The 16,361-nt window shown below is 65.0% G+C and carries 11 protein-coding genes; 3 read left to right on the top strand and 8 right to left on the bottom strand.

Features of this window, described 5'->3' with window-relative positions:
* Positions 1–134: 134 nt before the first annotated feature.
* A complete protein-coding gene (locus GYA95_RS07365; protein ID WP_015269991.1) occupies positions 135–1,460 on the top strand; it encodes an MFS transporter in 1,326 nt (441 codons plus the stop codon).
* Positions 1,461–1,818: 358 nt separating this feature from the next.
* Here the strand turns inward: GYA95_RS07365 and GYA95_RS07360 are convergent, their stop codons facing one another.
* The 3 genes from GYA95_RS07360 to GYA95_RS07350 form a co-directional block, all read right to left on the bottom strand.
* Entirely contained in the window at positions 1,819–2,634 is an 816-nt protein-coding gene (locus tag GYA95_RS07360; protein ID WP_015269990.1) for a sugar phosphate isomerase/epimerase family protein, read from the bottom strand.
* Between the two features lie 17 nt (positions 2,635–2,651).
* Positions 2,652–3,704, bottom strand: coding sequence for a Gfo/Idh/MocA family protein (locus GYA95_RS07355; RefSeq protein WP_015269989.1), 1,053 nt, complete (start codon positions 3,702–3,704; stop codon positions 2,652–2,654).
* A 140-nt stretch (positions 3,705–3,844) separates the two neighbouring features.
* Positions 3,845–4,621, bottom strand: coding sequence for an IclR family transcriptional regulator (locus GYA95_RS07350; RefSeq protein ID WP_015269988.1), 777 nt, complete (start codon positions 4,619–4,621; stop codon positions 3,845–3,847).
* 194 nt (positions 4,622–4,815) lie between these two features.
* Here GYA95_RS07350 and GYA95_RS07345 point away from each other — a divergent pair, with 194 nt between their 5' ends.
* Entirely contained in the window at positions 4,816–6,528 is a 1,713-nt protein-coding gene (locus tag GYA95_RS07345; protein WP_015269987.1) for an FAD-dependent oxidoreductase, read from the top strand.
* Between the two features lie 194 nt (positions 6,529–6,722).
* Here GYA95_RS07345 and GYA95_RS07340 read toward each other — a convergent pair whose 3' ends face one another.
* The 5 genes from GYA95_RS07340 to GYA95_RS07320 form a co-directional block, all read right to left on the bottom strand.
* Positions 6,723–6,986 carry a DUF3077 domain-containing protein gene (locus tag GYA95_RS07340; RefSeq protein WP_015269986.1) on the bottom strand — a complete coding sequence of 88 codons (264 nt, stop codon included), beginning with the start codon at positions 6,984–6,986 and terminating at the stop codon, positions 6,723–6,725.
* Between the two features lie 520 nt (positions 6,987–7,506).
* Entirely contained in the window at positions 7,507–10,392 is a 2,886-nt protein-coding gene (locus GYA95_RS07335) for an HD domain-containing phosphohydrolase (protein WP_161551362.1), read from the bottom strand.
* Positions 10,393–10,661: 269 nt separating this feature from the next.
* Positions 10,662–12,155, bottom strand: a complete 1,494-nt coding sequence (locus tag GYA95_RS07330) for an aldehyde dehydrogenase (protein ID WP_015269984.1) — start codon at positions 12,153–12,155, stop codon at positions 10,662–10,664.
* Positions 12,156–12,333: 178 nt separating this feature from the next.
* Complete coding sequence (locus GYA95_RS07325; protein ID WP_015269983.1) at positions 12,334–13,716, bottom strand: aspartate aminotransferase family protein; 1,383 nt, start codon at positions 13,714–13,716, stop codon at positions 12,334–12,336.
* Between the two features lie 42 nt (positions 13,717–13,758).
* Positions 13,759–14,601, bottom strand: a complete 843-nt coding sequence (locus GYA95_RS07320; RefSeq protein ID WP_013972098.1) for a helix-turn-helix domain-containing protein — start codon at positions 14,599–14,601, stop codon at positions 13,759–13,761.
* Between the two features lie 281 nt (positions 14,602–14,882).
* Here GYA95_RS07320 and GYA95_RS07315 point away from each other — a divergent pair, with 281 nt between their 5' ends.
* Entirely contained in the window at positions 14,883–16,262 is a 1,380-nt protein-coding gene (locus tag GYA95_RS07315) for an APC family permease (RefSeq protein WP_054571868.1), read from the top strand.
* Positions 16,263–16,361: the final 99 nt, after the last annotated feature.

Below are 16,361 nucleotides of genomic sequence, written 5' to 3'. Positions count from 1 at the left end.
CTAGCCCTTCCCTTCAATTGACGCTGCCGCCTTCACTGCTCACCATGCACCGGCCTTGCGTGCCCCCCTGCCTGGGAACCGGTCACGTACTCGTAGCACCGCAGCTGAATACAATTTCAAGAATCGAGCAGTTTATGAACCACTCCAAGATCACCCCCGCCGCCCCCCGGATGCCCCAGGGTTCGATCGGCGACAAGCTTCGCGGCGCCTTCGGCGTCGGCAAGACCCGTTGGGGCATGCTCGCCCTGGTGTTCTTCGCCACCACCCTGAACTACATCGACCGTGCCGCGCTCGGCATCATGCAGCCCGTCCTGGCCAAGGAAATGAGCTGGACGGCGATGGACTACGCCAACATCAACTTCTGGTTTCAGGTCGGCTACGCGGTCGGCTTCCTGCTGCAGGGCCGGCTGATCGACAAGGTCGGGGTGAAGCGCGCGTTCTTCTTCGCCGTGCTGCTGTGGAGCCTGGCCACCGGCGCTCACGGCCTGGCCACCTCGGCCGCTGGCTTCATGGTCTGCCGCTTCATCCTCGGCCTGACCGAGGCCGCCAACTACCCGGCCTGCGTGAAGACCGTGCGCCTGTGGTTCCCGGCTGGCGAGCGGGCCATCGCCACCGGCCTGTTCAATGCCGGCACCAACGTCGGCGCCATGGTCACACCGGCCCTGCTGCCGATGATTCTGGCCGTGTGGGGCTGGCAGGCCGCGTTCATCGCCATGGGCAGCCTGGGCCTGGTGTGGGTGGTGCTGTGGGTGTTGAAGTACTACAACCCTGAAGATCACCCGCGCGTGCGCCAGAGCGAGGTGGAGTACATCCAGCAGGATGACGAGCCCGAGCCGACCCGCGTGCCGTTCAGCCGTATCCTGCGCCTGCGTGGCACCTGGGCCTTCGCGGTGGCCTACGCGATTACCGCACCGGTGTTCTGGTTCTACCTGTACTGGCTGCCACCGTTCCTCAACCAGCAATACAGCCTGGGCATCAACGTGACCCAGATGGGCATCCCGCTGATCATCATCTGGCTGACGGCGGACTTCGGCAGCATCGGCGGCGGCATCCTGTCTTCCTGGCTGATCGGCCGTGGCGTGCGCGCCACCACCGCGCGGCTGGTGTCGATGCTGATCTTCGCCTGCACCATGGTCAGCGTCACCTTTGCCGCCAACGCCAGTGGCCTGTGGGTCGCGGTGGCGGCCATCTCGCTGGCGGTGGGCGCGCATCAGGCATGGACGGCGAATATCTGGAGCCTGGTGATGGACTACACGCCCAAGCACCTGGTGAGTACGGTGTTCGGTTTCGGCAGCATGTGCGCGGCGATTGGCGGGATGTTCATGACGCAGATCGTCGGTAGCGTGCTGACCGCTACCAATAACAACTATGCCGTGTTGTTCACCATGATCCCGGCGATGTACTTCCTGGCGCTGGTGTGGATGTACTTCATGGCGCCGCGCAAGATCGAGAGCGCCTGAACGCGCTGACCATTTTCCTCTACGGGGCCCTTGCGGGCCCTTTTTTTTGGCCAGTCAGCAAACAGCAGTTCTTGCCTGCCCGGCCTCATGGCCGGCAAGCCAGCATTGGTTCGGCGAGGTTCTGTAGGAGCAGCCTTGTGCTGCGAAGAGGCCGGGGCTGCCAAAGCCTGTCTATTGGCTGTACCGGCCTCTTCGCAGCACAAGGCTGCTCCTGCAAAGGACGCGTCAGACGAGCGATATTGGTTCTCTGCGCGACAGCGCAGCCCAAAGGGCTGGGCAATCTCCCACAGTTACCTGTGGGAGCGGGCGTGCCCGCGAACACGGGCGGTAGCCCGTGCCATGCGCCGCGCGCTATCAATCAGACTCTGGCCAGCACTGCCATGGCCTTCTCCAGCGCCATGCGCGCACGCTGTTCGCCGCTCATGCCCTGTTCCAGCAACTGCCGTGTGGGGATCTCCAGGCTCAACGGCACATTTGGCGGCAAACCGCGCAGCAGGCCGACCAGATCGGCATCGCCCTCGCCCGGGAAGCGCCGCTCGTTGCGTGCCTGGCGCAGGATCTCGTCCATCTCGGCCGGCACCGGGCCGGCAACGTCGCACAGCTGGGCATAGCGCATGCGCTGCGGTGCCAGTTGCGCCAGATCGTCCAGCGAAGAACCGGAGCGGTTGAAGTGGAAGGCATCCACCAGCACACAGCCATTGGCGCGGTCGGCGTTGGCCACCACCCGCATGGCCTGGCGCAGGTCACGCACATCAGTCCAGGGCATGAACTCCAGGTGCGGATGAATGCCATACCCCGCCGCCAGGTCACACAACGCAGCAAAGCGCTCGGTCAGCCGCGCTTCATCCGGGTCGTTGCCAGCCACCAGCAGCTCCGTGCCGCCCAGCTCGGCGCCCACCGCCAGGATCGGCTCGAAATCGGCGACACAGGTTTCCGGCTTAAGCCTCAGGATCTCCAGGTCGAGCACCTTGATGCCCGTATCGCGCAGGCGCGCCTGGGTCTGCCGGCGCAGGCCGGCATCGGCCACCAGCGGGAAATGCTGCTCCTGCTCGGTGGCGGGCACCAGGCGCAGGCCAACGTGGCTGTAACCGGCGCGGGCTGCTGCCTCGACCATGTCCGGCGGGGACAGCTCGAGTACCGTCAGGGCCGCCAGGGAGAAAATTCGTTCAGTCATTATCGTCACCCGACAATTCAAGCAATGTGCTCGGGCGCACAGGCCCGGCCAGTTTCCGCGGCCTGGCGGATCGCCTCGATCAGCGCCAGGGTACGGCCACCATCGGCGGCATCGATCAGTGGCGCCTGCTCACCCCGGGCAACCCGCACGAAGTGTTGCAACTGCAAGGTCAATGCCTCGCCGGCGGGGATGCTTTCCTCGCTCTGCAACAACGGCGTGTGCCAGCCCGACCCGACCTCGGCGTAGTGCCAGCGCTTGAGTTGCGGAATGCTCAGGGCCCCCTGGGTGCCGGCCAGCAGGTAGCACGGTTGGCCATCCTGGCGCGGGTAGACCGGGCTTTCGCCGGAGTCCAGCTCCCAGCTCCACGGCGCGGCCACCGCGTCGGAGCCAGTCAGGCTGCCCAATGCTCCATTGGCGAACTGCAGTAGCACCGCGGCGCTGTCCTCGTTGGCAAAACCGCGCACATCGTTGCGGGTGAATGCCTGCACCTGTACCACCTCGCCGCACAGGTGGCGCAGCAGGTCGAGGTCATGGATCAGGTTGGTCAGCAGGAAGCCAGCGCCCGGCTCGCGGCGCCAGGGGGTGTCGAAATAGCTGTCGGGCTTTTGCAACTGCCACAGCGCGGTGACGTTGATCAGTCGGCCCAGCTTGCCGTCGGCAATCACCTGGTGAGCCTTGGCGATCAGCGGGTTATGCCGGCGGTGATGGCCGACCAGCACCGGCACATCGTGGCGGCGCGAGGCTTCCACCAGCGCGCGGACTTCATCCAGGTGCACGCCCACCGGTTTTTCGACCAGCACCGGTACACCGGCCTCGACGCAGCCCAGGGCGGTGGCGACATGCAGGTTGTTCGGGTTGGCGACGATCACTGCCTCGGGGCGCGCGTGCTCCAGCATCTGGCGGTGGTCGGCAAAACAGGGCACGCCGCATTCGGCGGCAAAGGCCTCGGCCTGCGGGCCCGGGTCGGCCACAGCGCACAGCTGGGCCTGCGGCACATTCAGCAAATGCTGGTAATGCTGGCGGCCCATGCTGCCGGCGCCGATCAAGGCAATACGAAGGGGGGCGTTCAACAGCCTGTCCTCTTGTCATTGTTGTCATGCGGATTCCGGAATCTGATTCCACAATCCACATTCGACAATTTAGAACCAGGTTCAGCTTTTAAGAAGAAGCCGCAGGACAGAGTGTGCGGTAATCGACCGGAAATGCACCTTCAAGCGAACAACTCACTGGCCCGGCTGGCCGCCGACAGTTCCTCTGCCGCCGCCAGCAACAGCGGCGCCAGTTCTGCCATGCGGCTTTGCGCCAGGCGCGCACTGGGCCCGGCGATGCTCAGCACACCGATCACCTCGTCACTTTGCGGGCGGCGCACCACCGCAGCCAGGGCCGAGGTGCCAATGGCCGAGGTTTCCTCGACCCAGGCATAACCGCGCTCGCGAGCGCGGCGCAGGTAGGTGAGCAACTCGTCGGTGGAGCGTGGTGCATTCGGGCCGAACTGCGCCGGGTCGGCAATGCCCTGGCGCAATACCATCTGCAGCGCCTGCTCATCGTCCAGGCTGGCCAGCCAGGCATGCCCGGACGCGGTGTAGAACAGCGGCGCGTCGCGGCCCATGTCCGGGTCATAGCGCAGCCCGGAGCGGGCACCCTGGGATTTGGCGATCCAGGTCTGGCGGGCGCCGTCGATCACGCCAAGGCGCACCAGTTCGCCGCTGTCCTGGGCCAGGCGGTCGAGAATCGGCTGAATGATGTCGGCACCGCTGCTGGCCAGGTAGCGGAAGCCCAGCGCCACCAGCTTGGCCGACAGCTGGTAGCGGCTGTTATCCCGGTTCTGCCGCACATAGCCCAGCCGCACCAGTTCGGTGAGCATGCGATGGGTGGCGCTTTTGGGGATATCCAGGCGCTCGGCCAGGGTTTGCAACGGCAGCCCTTGCGGCTCACCGGTAAGGCTTTCTACAAGACTGAAGGCGCGTTCGATCTGACTACCAGCCATGACACAGGTCCCTGAAATTTCTGCGAATTCTAGAAGATGATTCCACACTGCCGATAGCCGCCGCAGCCAGGGCGGCACGAACCGTCCGGTTATCGCCCATTACTTGCCCGACATGGCCGCGACACACTTGCGGGCCGATTCGCTGCCAATAAGAATATGGAACCTTGTTCCAATAACAATACAGGAATCCCGCAATGCCTTCCGCTCCCTACGAAACCGAATGCGATGTGCTGGTCATAGGTTCTGGTGCCGCCGGGCTGGCTGCGGCCGTGACGGCGGCCTGGCATGGGCAGAAGGTGATCGTGGTGGAGAAGGAGCCAGTGTTCGGCGGCGCCACCGCCTGGTCCGGTGGTTGGGCCTGGGTGCCGCGCAACCCGCTGGCACGCCGGGCCGGCATCGAGGAAGACATCGAGCAGCCGCGTACCTACCTGCGCAATGAACTGGGGGCGTATTACAACGCCGAACGCGTCGACGCCTTCCTCGAAGCCTGCCCGCACATGGTGGCGTTTTTCGAAAAGCACACGGCGCTGCAGTTTGCCGACGGCAACGGCATCCCCGACATGCATGGCGACACACCGGGCGCGGCCCAGGGCGGGCACCAAGTGATTGCCGCGCCCTATGATGCCCGCGAGGTGGGTGCGCTGCTGCCACGCCTGCGCAAAACCATGCGCGAAACCTCGTTCATGGGCATGCCGATCATGGCGGGTGCCGACCTTGCCGCGTTCCTCAACATGACCCGCTCGCCCAAGGCCTTGCTGCACGTGTGCAAACGCTTTGGCCGCCACCTGTATCACCTGGCCCGGTATGGCCGGGCGATGCACCTGGTCAACGGCGTGGCGCTGGTGGCCCGCCTGGCCAGGTCGGCACAAGACCTGGGCGTGCGCCTGCAGGAATCGGCGCCGGCCAAACGCCTGCTGGTCGAGGATGGCCAGGTGCGGGGCGCGCTGGTGGCTACACCGCAGGGCGAGCAACTGATCCGTGCCAAGGCCGTGGTGCTTGCGGCGGGTGGCTTCCCCAACGACAACGCCCGCCGCCAGCAACTGTTCCCGCGCGATGCCAGTGGCCATGACAACCTGGCCCTGCCCCCCAAGGGTTGTTCGGGTGACGGCCTGCGCCTGGGCGAGTCGGCCGGCGGTGTGGTCGCTACCGACCTGAAGTCGCCGGTGGCCTGGGCGCCGGTTTCGCGCGTGCCGCACCGCGACGGCAGCGTCGGCCATTTCCCGCACATCATCGAACGCGGCAAACCGGGCATCATCGGCGTGCTGGCCAACGGCAAGCGTTTCGTCAACGAAGCGCATGGCTACTACGACTACGTGTCAGCGATGGTCGCGGCGGTGCCACAGGGCGAAGAGGTGTGTTCGTGGCTGGTCTGCGACCACCGTTTCCTGCGCCGCTATGGCCTGGGCCACGCCCGCCCGGCGCCACTGCCGGTGTGGCCGCACGTGCGTAGCGGCTATCTCAAGCGGGCTGCCACCCTCGAGCAGTTGGCCCAGGCCTGCGGCATCGACCCGGTAGGGTTGCGCGCCACGGTCAGCGACTTCAACAACCATGCCCGCAACGGCCAGGACCCGGCGTTCGGCCGTGGTTCCACACCGTTCAACCGCAAGCAGGGTGACCCGCAGCACAAGGGGCCAAACCCTTGCGTGGCGCCTATCGAACATGGGCCGTTCTATGCGGTGAAGGTGCAGCCCGGCTGCTTTGGCACCTTTGCCGGGCTGCGCACCGACGGGAATGCCCGAGTGCTGGATGAAGCTGGGCAGCCGATTGCTGGCCTGTATGCGGCGGGTACCGACATGGCCAGCGTGTTTGGCGGCTGGTATCCGTCGGGTGGTATCAACCTGGGCCCGGCGCTGACCTTTGGCTATGTGGCCGGGCGGCATATTGCTGGGGTGCGGGAGTATGAATGAGGTGAGCGATCACTGATGGCCATGCCCTGTACCTCATGGACGGCGCGATTCCTGTAGGAGCGGCCTTGTGTCGCGAAAGGGCCGCAAAGCGGCCCCGGCGTTTTTGCGGTGATGCACAGATCGTTGGGGGCGCTTCGCACCCCTTTCGCGACACAAGGCCGCTCCTACAGGAAACCGCGCCTGCCTGCGATACCTCAGTGCTTCATGCCCAGTTCGGCATCATCCATCAGCGCCTTGGCCATCGCGCTCAGGTAATGGGCGGCCCAGATCATCATCGGTTTCTCATCCATCAGGCCGGTAATGGTCAGTTCGCGGACATAGCCCATCAATTCCGAGGACTGCTCGCGGGCATCGCGGCAGGGGATGCCGGGCTCGATGCGGAACAGTGGATGGGTGCCGTTTTCGCCTTGGTAGAAGGTGGTCTTGCCGACGGTAAATTGGGTCTCTTCTGTGGTCATTGGTGAATCCCCTGAAATTTCTCGACTGCTTGCACTGGCCCTTTCGCGGGCACGCCCGCTCCCACAGGTACTGTGCAACTCTTGAGTACGGTGAAGATCCTGTGGGAGCGGGCGTGCCCGCGAAGAGGCCAGAACAGGCAACACATTACTTATGCCCTGGTGCAAAGTGTCTTCGAAGGAATCGGGGGATGTGGGGTGGATCGGGGACAACTTTCAGCATGCTTTGGTATCCATTTGTTGGGCCACTACCGGCCTGCTGTCAAACAAGTAGGTGGCAGCTGTACATAGGTTGACAGACCGGCGGATACCAGAACCGGCGCACGCGAACGTGCCCCATGCACAGCCACCATGAAGCGCAAAGCCATGCGAAGTATCTCGTCGCGGCCTGTCAAAGCCGATCGCTGATGTGCAGCGACCCGCCGAGACTAGAGCGCTGCCAAAGCGGCCGCAACGGGAAACAGGCGGCGTGAGTATCTTTGGGAAATGGCCTACAAGGAAGGGGCTAAATCTGATTTTTCGCTCAAGCCGGGCAACGCATCTGCCCCAGCCAGTACGCCACGTCCACCTCGTCGATCTGCTCGGCACGCAGGAACCGCTCGGCATACTGGCGGTACACCCCGCTGCTGAGGAACAGCTCCAGCAACTGGCCGTCGATGTGCCCGCCGCGGGCCATGCCCACCAGGATCTTCACCGACTCGGACAAGGTCTTCGGCGCCTTGTAGGGCCGGTCGGCCGCGGTCAGCGCCTCGAAGATGTCGGCAATCGCCATCACCCGCTCGGCAATGCCCAGGTCCTGCTCGCCCAGCCTGCGCGGGTAGCCGCTGCCGTCCATTTTCTCGTGGTGGTTGCCAGCGATGTCCGGAACCCGCTTGAGCTGGCGGGGGAACGGCAAGGAACTGAGCATGATGATGGTCTGCACGATGTGTTCGTTGATCTTGAAGCGTTCCTCGTCATTCAGCGTGCCGCGGCGGATCGCCAGGTTGTACAGCTCGCCGTAATTGCTGGCACAGGCCGGCAGGCGCATGTCGAAGCCCCAGCGGTTGCGCGGGTCGTCCTTCGCCACCGGCGGCTTGCGGGGGCCCCAGGGCACGCAATGCTCGGGGCGGTCGGCCAGCAGTGGCTCGTAAACCGGTAGCGCAGGTGAAGGCACGTCGGCAAAGCGCTCCAGCTCATCACGGGAGATGCCCAGGCGGTTGTCGAAATGGCGCTGCCAAAGGCGCTGGCCAATCTGCTGCAGGCGCTCGATGTCGGCGTCCTGCATGAACTCGCCGCCGATGTTGGCCTGGGCGACGAAGGCGAAGTCGTCCTGCAGCTGCGCCTGGCTGCGCACCAGGGTGGCTTGCAGCGCCTGCTGGTCGCCAGCGCTGGCCAGGCCTTGCCAATAAGCCAGCTCGGCATCCCGCCAGAGCACCTCGAAACGCATGCGTACCTCGTGGATACGGTTGTACAAGGTTTCCAGCTTGGTCGCCTTGTCCACCACATACTCGGGGCTGGTGACCTTGCCACAGTCGTGCAGCCAGGCCGCGACGTGGAATTCGTAGCGTTCAGCCGCGGTCATGTTGAAACTGGCGTACGGGCCGGTTTCGGCCGCCACCGCCTGGTCCAGCAGCATCTGCGCCAGTTGTGGCACCCGCTCGCAATGGCCACCGGTATAGGGGCTCTTGGCATCGATGGCATCGGCCAGCAACTTGATCATGGCATCCAGCAGGCGTTGCTGGGCTTCGGCCAGCTGGCGCGTCTCGATGGCCACCGCCGCCACCCCGGACAGTTCCGCGACAAAGCTGCGCAACGGCTGGCCTGCCTGCTCGTGTACATGTCCATCGCCCAGTTGCAGGATCAATATGCCCAGCAGCGCCTGGCTGCGGTCATTCAGCACCAAGGCCAGGGTGCCCTCATGCAGGCCGAGGGCCTGGCTCACTGCCGTGGCCAGGTGCTGCTGGGCAGTCTCGTCCACGGCCAGCTCGCCAGGGTACTGCTCGCCATGGCAGGCAGCGGCCAGGCGCAGCAAGGCGTTTTCGGCATCGAACAGGTAAACCACGCCGGCACTGCCCCCGGCGGCTTCCACCAGATGGGTCAACACACCGTCGAGCATGCGTTCCAGGTCGCGCTCACTGCTGAGTGTGAGGGTAATCGCCTGAAAGCTGCGGATGGTGCCGGACATGCGGCTAAGCACGCGGCTCAGCTCGCGCACTTCGGATACCCGCGAGCGCACCCCGACTTCGCGGCTGAAATCAAAGCCAGCCAGGCCTTGTACCTGTTCAGCCAGCAACCGCAACGGGCGGCCGATACGCCGGCCAAGCACACCACCGAGCACCAGCAGCACGCTTATCAGGGCAGCGGTCCAGAGCAACTGTTCGAGCAGTACCTTGCGTGCACCGGCCAGCAACTCATGGCCTGGCACGGCAATCAGCACCTGCAGGTCCTGCCCGGCCAGGTTGGTCAGTTGCACACGCATGCCATACCAGGTCTGCCCGTCCACCTGATAAGGCTGCGGCCGGGGGCCTTGCGGCAGGTCGGCGTAAAGGTGCTCCAGGCTGGGGATGCCCAGTTCGGCGATGCGCGACAAGCGCACGGCCTGCCCTTCGTGCACGATTACCCGCTGCAGGTCCGGGTAGGCCACCACGCTGCCCTGGTCGTCGATCACGACGATCTCGGTGCCGGGGGTCATGCGCAGGCCCTGAGTCTCACTGGCCAGGTCGTCGACCGAAACGTCCATGCCGATCACCGCCCCGCCGTCGAGGCTGCGCTGGGCCATGGTCAGGCCGATCTCGCGGGTGGTGAAGAACACATAGGGGTGGGTCAGCACGGTGGTGGGCTGGGCACTGGCTTCGACAAACCATGGGCGCGTGCGCGGATCGTAGCGGTATTCAGGCTTGGCCTGGGCCTGCAGCAGGTTCAGCGAGCGGTCGTAGAAGCGCCATTCACCCTGCACCTCCCCGCCCTCACGGCTGACGCTCTGCACCAGAAATACCGTGCCCGGCGGCGCAGCGAAACGCTGCAGCAACTGCGGGTCACGCAAGCGGCGCACCAGCAGGAACTCACCACTGGGGTAACCCATGTAGGCAGCACTTAGCATGCGGTTGGCGTCCAGCGTCTCGACCAGTTGCGGCAAGCGTTCCAGGCGCTGAGCCGGGGTTTGCGCGGCCGGGTTGTGGGCCAGCAGGCGGATACTGCTGTGCACGGGGTCGATCAGGCGCCGGGCGCGCTCGTCGATGGTCTTGCCTATTTGCTGGGCAGAATCACCCGCTGCGGCCACCAAGGTCTGACGAATGCCGTGATAGCCCTGCCAGGCCAGGGCGGCGCCGAGCAGCAACATGCCCAGCACGATGGCGAGTGCCACCAGCCACTGCAGTGAAATGCCACGTCCGGCGTTGCCAGCAGCACGACCATTCGACACGCAGCCCATCCCAGGTACTCCATGTATGGCACATTGCCTTGGCTGATACCCGCAGCAGTGTAGAGGGCGGACGGGCTTTTTGCCGGGCTAGAGAAGAAATTTAGTCTTGCATGGCTCTTCTAGCCAGTACCGGCCCTTGTAGGAGCGGCCTTGTGTCGCGATAGGGCTGCAAAGCAGCCCCGGCAATTTGTGCATCTGTGCTGAAACCCTGGGGCTGCTTTGCAGCCCTATCGCGACACAAGGCCGCTCCTACAGGTCCTGGGTATGCCTTCAGGGTATCAGGCGCGCAACTGGTACCAGGTGGTCTTGAGCTGCGAATACTTGTCGAACGAGTGCAGCGACAGGTCGCGGCCAAACCCGGACTGCCTGCCGCCGCCGAACGGCACCGTCACATCCAGCGCATCGACCGTGTTCACCGATACGGTGCCGGCCTTCAACGCCCGTGCCACGCGGTGCACCTGGTTGAAGTCATCGCTCCACACCGACGCCGCCAGCCCATAGATGCTGTCGTTGGCCAGGCGCACGGCCTGCTCTTCACTGTCGAAGGCACTGACCGCCAGCACCGGCCCGAATACCTCTTCCCGCGCCAGGCTCATACGGCCATCGACACCGGCAAAAATGGTCGGCTCGATGTAATTGTCCGAGCCGTCGATGGTCAGGCGCCGACCACCACACACCAACCGCGCGCCATCCTGCCCGGCGCGGGCGATGGCGGCTTCGATCCGGCCAGCCTGACCGGCGTCGACAATTGCACCGGCACGGCTCGCCGGGTCCAGCGGGTTGCCTGGCAGCCACTGGCGGGCCTTGGCCTGCAAGCGCTCGATGAACTCGTCATGGATGGAGCGCTGCACGTACAGCCGCGAGTTGGCCGAGCACACTTCGCCCTGGTTGAAGAAGATGCCGAATGCCGCCTTTTCCGCAGCCAGGTCCAGGTCCTGGCAGTTTTCGAACACCAGGTTGGGGCTCTTGCCGCCGCACTCCAGCCATACCTGCTTGAGGTTGGACTGGGCCGAATACTGCATGAAGTACTTGCCCACCTGGGTGGAGCCGGTGAACACCAGGCAGTCCACGTCCGGGTGCAGGCCCAGTGCCTGCCCGGCCTGCTCGCCCAGGCCCGGCACCACGTTCAGCACGCCTTCCGGCACACCGGCCTGCAGCGCCAGCTGGGCCAGGCGCAGGGCCGAGAACGGTGATTGCTCGGCGGGCTTGAGCACCACGCTGTTGCCGGCAGCCAGCGCCGGGGCGAGCTTCCAGGCGGCCATGTCGAGCGGGAAGTTCCACGGCACCACGGCGGCGACCACGCCGAGGGCTTCGCGGGTGATGGTGGCCAACGCGTTGGGCGCGGTGGGTGCCACCTGGTCGTACAGCTTGTCCAGCGCCTCGCCATACCAGGCGAACACCTGCGCCGAGCCCGGCACGTCGATGTTGTAGGCGTCCATGACCGGCTTGCCCATGTTCAGCGAGTCCAGCAACGCCAGTTCTTCGCGATGGGCCAAGATCAGCTCGGCCAGGCGCTGCAGCACTTTCTTGCGCTCACCCGGGGCCATGCGCGGCCATGGGCCTTGTTCGAAAGCCCTGCGGGCGCTGGCGACGGCCAGGTCGACCTCGGCCTGACCGCAGGCGGTGACCTGGGCCAATACCTTGTTGGTGGCGGGGTTGATGGCGGCGAAGGTAGCGCCGTCCTGTGCGTTGACGGGCTTGCCGTCGATCAGTGCATTGGCCGGGAGGTAGAGGTCCGAGGCACGTTGTTGCCAGAATCCGAGAGTGTACATTTGTACTCCAGGCGACCGTCATGCGGTCGTCTTGCGCAAGTAACAGGTACCACACAGTCCGCAAGCACGCCGCACTCCCTCTGTGGGAGCGGGCATGCCCGCGAACCAGGCGACACGGTGGATGGCACCGGCTTCGCCGGTGTTCGCGGGCTTGCCCGCTCCCACAGGGATCAGCGGTCTAGAGCTTGCCGACCAGGCGCGCCGTGCGGTCCACGGCAATGCGGGTCTTCTCTACCAGCTCATCCAGCTCGCTGTGGTTGGCGATCAGTGCCGGCGCCATGATCATCCGGCCCAGGGTCGAGCGAATGATCACCCCTTCCTCGAAACCGAAGGTACGGCACTGCCAGGCCAGGTCGTTCTCGTTGGCAAAGCGCTTGCGCGTCGGCTTGTGCTCGGCGAACTGCAGCGCCGCCACCAACCCGGCACCCTGAACCTGGCCGATCAACGGGTGGTCGGCGAACACCTCGCGCAGGATGCGTTGCAGGTACGGCCCGGTGTCGTCCTTCACCTGGCGCACGATGCCTTCGTCACGCAGCGCCTTCAGGTTGGCGATGGCCACCGCCGCCGCCACCGGGTGGCCCGAATAGGTCAGGCCGTGGGCGAACACCCCGCCCCGCTCCACCAGCGCCTCGGCAATGCGCTTGCTCAGCACCAGGCCACCCATGGGCACGTAGCCGCTGGTCAGGCCCTTGGCGATGGACAGGGTGTCGGGCTCGAAGCCGAAGTACTCGTGGGCAAACCATTCACCAGTGCGGCCAAAGCCGCCGATCACTTCATCGGCGCACAGCAGCACGTCGTACTGGCGGCAGATGCGCTGGATCTCGGGCCAGTAGCTTTCCGGCGGGAAGATCATGCCGCCCGCGCCCTGGAACGGCTCGGCGATAAAGCCGGCGACGTTCTCGGCCCCCAGTTCGAGGATCTTCTCCTCCAGCTGCAGGGCGCAGCGGCGGCCGAACTCGGCCGGGGTCAGCTCGCCGCCCTCGGCGTACCAGTACGGTTCATCGATGTGCGCCACATCCGGGATCAACCCGCCCATTTCGTGCATGAACTTCATGCCACCCAGCGCCGTGGCCGCCAGGGTCGAGCCGTGGTAACCGTTCCAGCGGCCGATCATGATCTTCTTGTCCGGCTGGCCGACCACCTGCCAGTAGCGGCGCACGGTACGGATCAGCACCTCGTTGGCCTCGGAGCCGGAGTTGGTGTAGATCGCGTGGCTGTAGTGCCCAGGCAACAGGCTGAACAGCAGCTCGGACAGTTCGATCACCGCCGGGTGAGTGGTGTGGAAGAACATGTTGTAGTAAGCCAACTGGTCCATCTGCGTGGCCGCGGCGGCTGTCAGGTCGCGGCGGCCGTAGCCGAGCTGGGTGCACCACAGGCCGGACATGCCGTCCAGGTAGCGCTTGCCCTCGCTGTCCCACAGGTGCAGGCGTTCGCCACCGACGATCACCCGCGGCCCTTCGGCGTTCAGCGCCTTCTGGTCGAGGAAGGCATGGATGTGGTGCGCGGCATCGGCTGCCTGGTAGTCGCGGGTCTGGCGTTGCGGGGCGAAAGGCGCATTCATTGTTGGTTTTCCTTTGCGGTGGGGTTGCAGGGTGGCTTGCGCTCAGCGCAGCTTGCCCATGTAGCTTTCCAGCGGGTCCTTGCCCAGCACGCCCTGGGCATTGGCCAGCGCGTCGATGAACAGGGAGAACAGCTCGGACTGGGTGCCGATGTCGAGCTTGGCGTAGACGTTCTTGCGGTGTGACTTGATGGTGTCCTCCGACACCCCCAGGCGCTCGGCCAGCGACTTGGTCGAGTGGCCCCGCAGGATCAGCTGGGCGATACGGCATTCACGCTCGGTCAGCAGCGAGCTGCCGAAGTTGTTCAGCGCCGCGTGGATGCGCTGCTCGAGGATGTTCTCGAAGCGCCCGGCGCGGCTGTCCAGCCCGGCGAAATGCTTGCTGAGCACCGCCAGCACCCAGGGCGTGATACGCGCGAACAACGCACGGGTTTGCCCATCGAGCTTGTCGGTGAACGCCAGCGATACTGCCAGGCTCTGCCCGGGCGCGACCTGCAGGATGTAGTTGAGCTCATCCTCCAGATGCGAGTGCCGGTAGAACGACTGGTAGTACTCGCTGACCTCGAAATGGTCGGGCGCCACTTCGAACAGGCCGTAGCAGCCGGACTCGACCTGCTCCACACAGGCGCCGTAGAACGGGTCGAGCAGATAGAAGCCGGACAGGTAGCGGCTGACATTGCCCTCGGGCTGCCAGGGCGCCTTGTCGTCCTGCTCGAACAGCGCGCAGGGCATGCCGTCGTGCGGGTACAGGTACACCGTGGTCGCCTGGATCGGCCGGATCACGCCAAGTGCAGCAAACAAGGTGGCGGCAAAGCCCGGTCGGCCGATCGCCTCGGTGACCTTGGCCTGGTGCTCGAACCACTGTTGCGAAAGCAATTGATCAGTCACTGTGGGCCTGCCGTCTCAAGTAAAGGCACCGCCGCCAGTGCGGTGCGTCGTTGGCCAGATACTCCCATGACACTGCAAACACCGAAATCACCCTTTGGGGTGAGCCGGCAAAGCCCCCTCCCGGCTCACCCCAAAGGGTGATTCCGGGTACCGGCGGGGTGTGGGAGCATCAACCCGCCCCAGCGCTGCGAGCCACCCGCTCGACCTCCTTGCACAACACCCTCCGGTATCGAGCCCGCTCGCATACCGCGGCGTCCTGCATCCCTTTCCAGGAGTTAGCAATGCATACAACAACAAGTACAGCCCATAGCCCTGCACATAGCCCGTCGCAACCCACCGCCAGCAACGGCCGTTTCCGCAAGTCCATGGGGCTGCCCGCCCTGGTGCTGTTCGGCCTGGCCTACATGGTCCCCCTTGCAGTATTCACCACCTACGGGCTGGTCACCCAGATGACCAAGGGGCACCTGCCCATCGCCTACCTGCTGACCCTCGCCGCCATGCTGCTGACCGCCTACAGCTATGGCCGCATGGTCCAGGCCCACCCCTACTCCGGCTCGGTCTACACCTACACCCGCAAGGCCTTCGGCAGCCACATCGGTTTCATCACCGGCTGGACCCTGCTGCTCGACTACATCTTCCTGCCGCTGCTCAGCTACCTGCTGATCGGCATTTACATGTCGGAGTACTTCCCGGCCATCCACGCCTGGGTGTGGGTGGCGGGCTCCATTGCCCTGGTCACCTTCCTCAACCTGATCGGCATCGAGTCGATCACCCGGGTGAACTGGATCCTGGTGGTGGTGCAACTGGTGTTCATCATCGTGTTCGTCGCCCTGTCCATCCACAACCTCAGCGGGCAGGCGCAGCCGGTGTCGCTGCTGGCGCCGTTCCACCACGAAGGCTTCAGCGTGCCGTTGATCATGACCGGCGCCGCCGTGCTGTGCCTGTCGTTCCTGGGCTTCGATGCGGTCTCGACCATGGCCGAGGAAACCAGCAACCCCACCTACCGCATCCCCGTGGCGATCCTCGCCGTGTCGCTGATCGGCGGCATGTTGTTCCTGGTGGTGTCGTACTGCGCACAGATGGTGTTCCCTGACTGGGGCAGCTTCGCCGACCCGGACTCGGCGTCGGTGGACGTGATGCGCCGGGTTGGCGGCGAGCTGCTGGTGACCGCCTTCACCGCCACCTACGTGGCCGGCTGCTTCGCCTCGGCCATGGTGTCCCAGGCCAGCGTGTCGCGGGTGCTGTTCGCCATGGGCCGCGACGGTGCGTTGCCCCGCGCGTTCGGCCAGCTGGTGACGAAAAAGCGCGTACCGGCCACGGCCATCCTGCTGGTCAGCCTGCTGTCGCTGATTGCCTTGGTGATCACCCTCGACACGGTGGCAAACATGATCAGCTTTGGCGCGCTGTTCGCCTTTTCGGCGGTGAACCTGGCCGTGGTCAAGCACTACCTCATCGACCAGAAGCTGCGTGGTGGTCGCAACTACTTGCTGTATGGCGCCATTCCCGGCCTGGGCTTCCTCAGCACGTTGTGGCTGTGGAGCAGCCTTACCAGCCTGTCGTTCACCATCGGTTTGTGCTGGATGGGCATGGGCCTTGTGGTGCTGCTGGGGCTGACCCGCGCGTTTCGGGTGAAGCTGCCTGAGTTGCAGATGGCCGAGTGACCCCGCTGTCGAGCATTTGCGCGGTCCCACAGGGGGCCGCGCATACAAAGGCCAGCACAGGACCATCAGCCCTGTATACAATCCGCAAAAACCTTGCTT

The sequence above is a fragment of the Pseudomonas asiatica genome, from assembly GCF_009932335.1.
Classification (GTDB): Bacteria; Pseudomonadota; Gammaproteobacteria; order Pseudomonadales; family Pseudomonadaceae; genus Aquipseudomonas; species Aquipseudomonas asiatica.
The sequence above is the reverse complement of the archived record's forward strand: the minus strand, read 5'-3'. Positions and strand labels throughout refer to the sequence as shown.

What these genes read in the sequence shown, in the direction of transcription:
- GYA95_RS07340 (WP_015269986.1), bottom strand. Translation starts at nt 6,986, where the DNA reads ATGACCACAGAAGAGACCCAATTTACCGTCGGCAAGACCACCTTCTAC.
- GYA95_RS07335 (WP_161551362.1), bottom strand. Translation starts at nt 10,392, where the DNA reads ATGGGCTGCGTGTCGAATGGTCGTGCTGCTGGCAACGCCGGACGTGGC.
- GYA95_RS07365 (WP_015269991.1), top strand. Translation starts at nt 135, where the DNA reads ATGAACCACTCCAAGATCACCCCCGCCGCCCCCCGGATGCCCCAGGGT.
- GYA95_RS07330 (WP_015269984.1), bottom strand. Translation starts at nt 12,155, where the DNA reads ATGTACACTCTCGGATTCTGGCAACAACGTGCCTCGGACCTCTACCTC.
- GYA95_RS07360 (WP_015269990.1), bottom strand. Translation starts at nt 2,634, where the DNA reads ATGACTGAACGAATTTTCTCCCTGGCGGCCCTGACGGTACTCGAGCTG.
- GYA95_RS07315 (WP_054571868.1), top strand. Translation starts at nt 14,883, where the DNA reads ATGCATACAACAACAAGTACAGCCCATAGCCCTGCACATAGCCCGTCG.
- GYA95_RS07325 (WP_015269983.1), bottom strand. Translation starts at nt 13,716, where the DNA reads ATGAATGCGCCTTTCGCCCCGCAACGCCAGACCCGCGACTACCAGGCA.
- GYA95_RS07350 (WP_015269988.1), bottom strand. Translation starts at nt 4,621, where the DNA reads ATGGCTGGTAGTCAGATCGAACGCGCCTTCAGTCTTGTAGAAAGCCTT.
- GYA95_RS07345 (WP_015269987.1), top strand. Translation starts at nt 4,816, where the DNA reads ATGCCTTCCGCTCCCTACGAAACCGAATGCGATGTGCTGGTCATAGGT.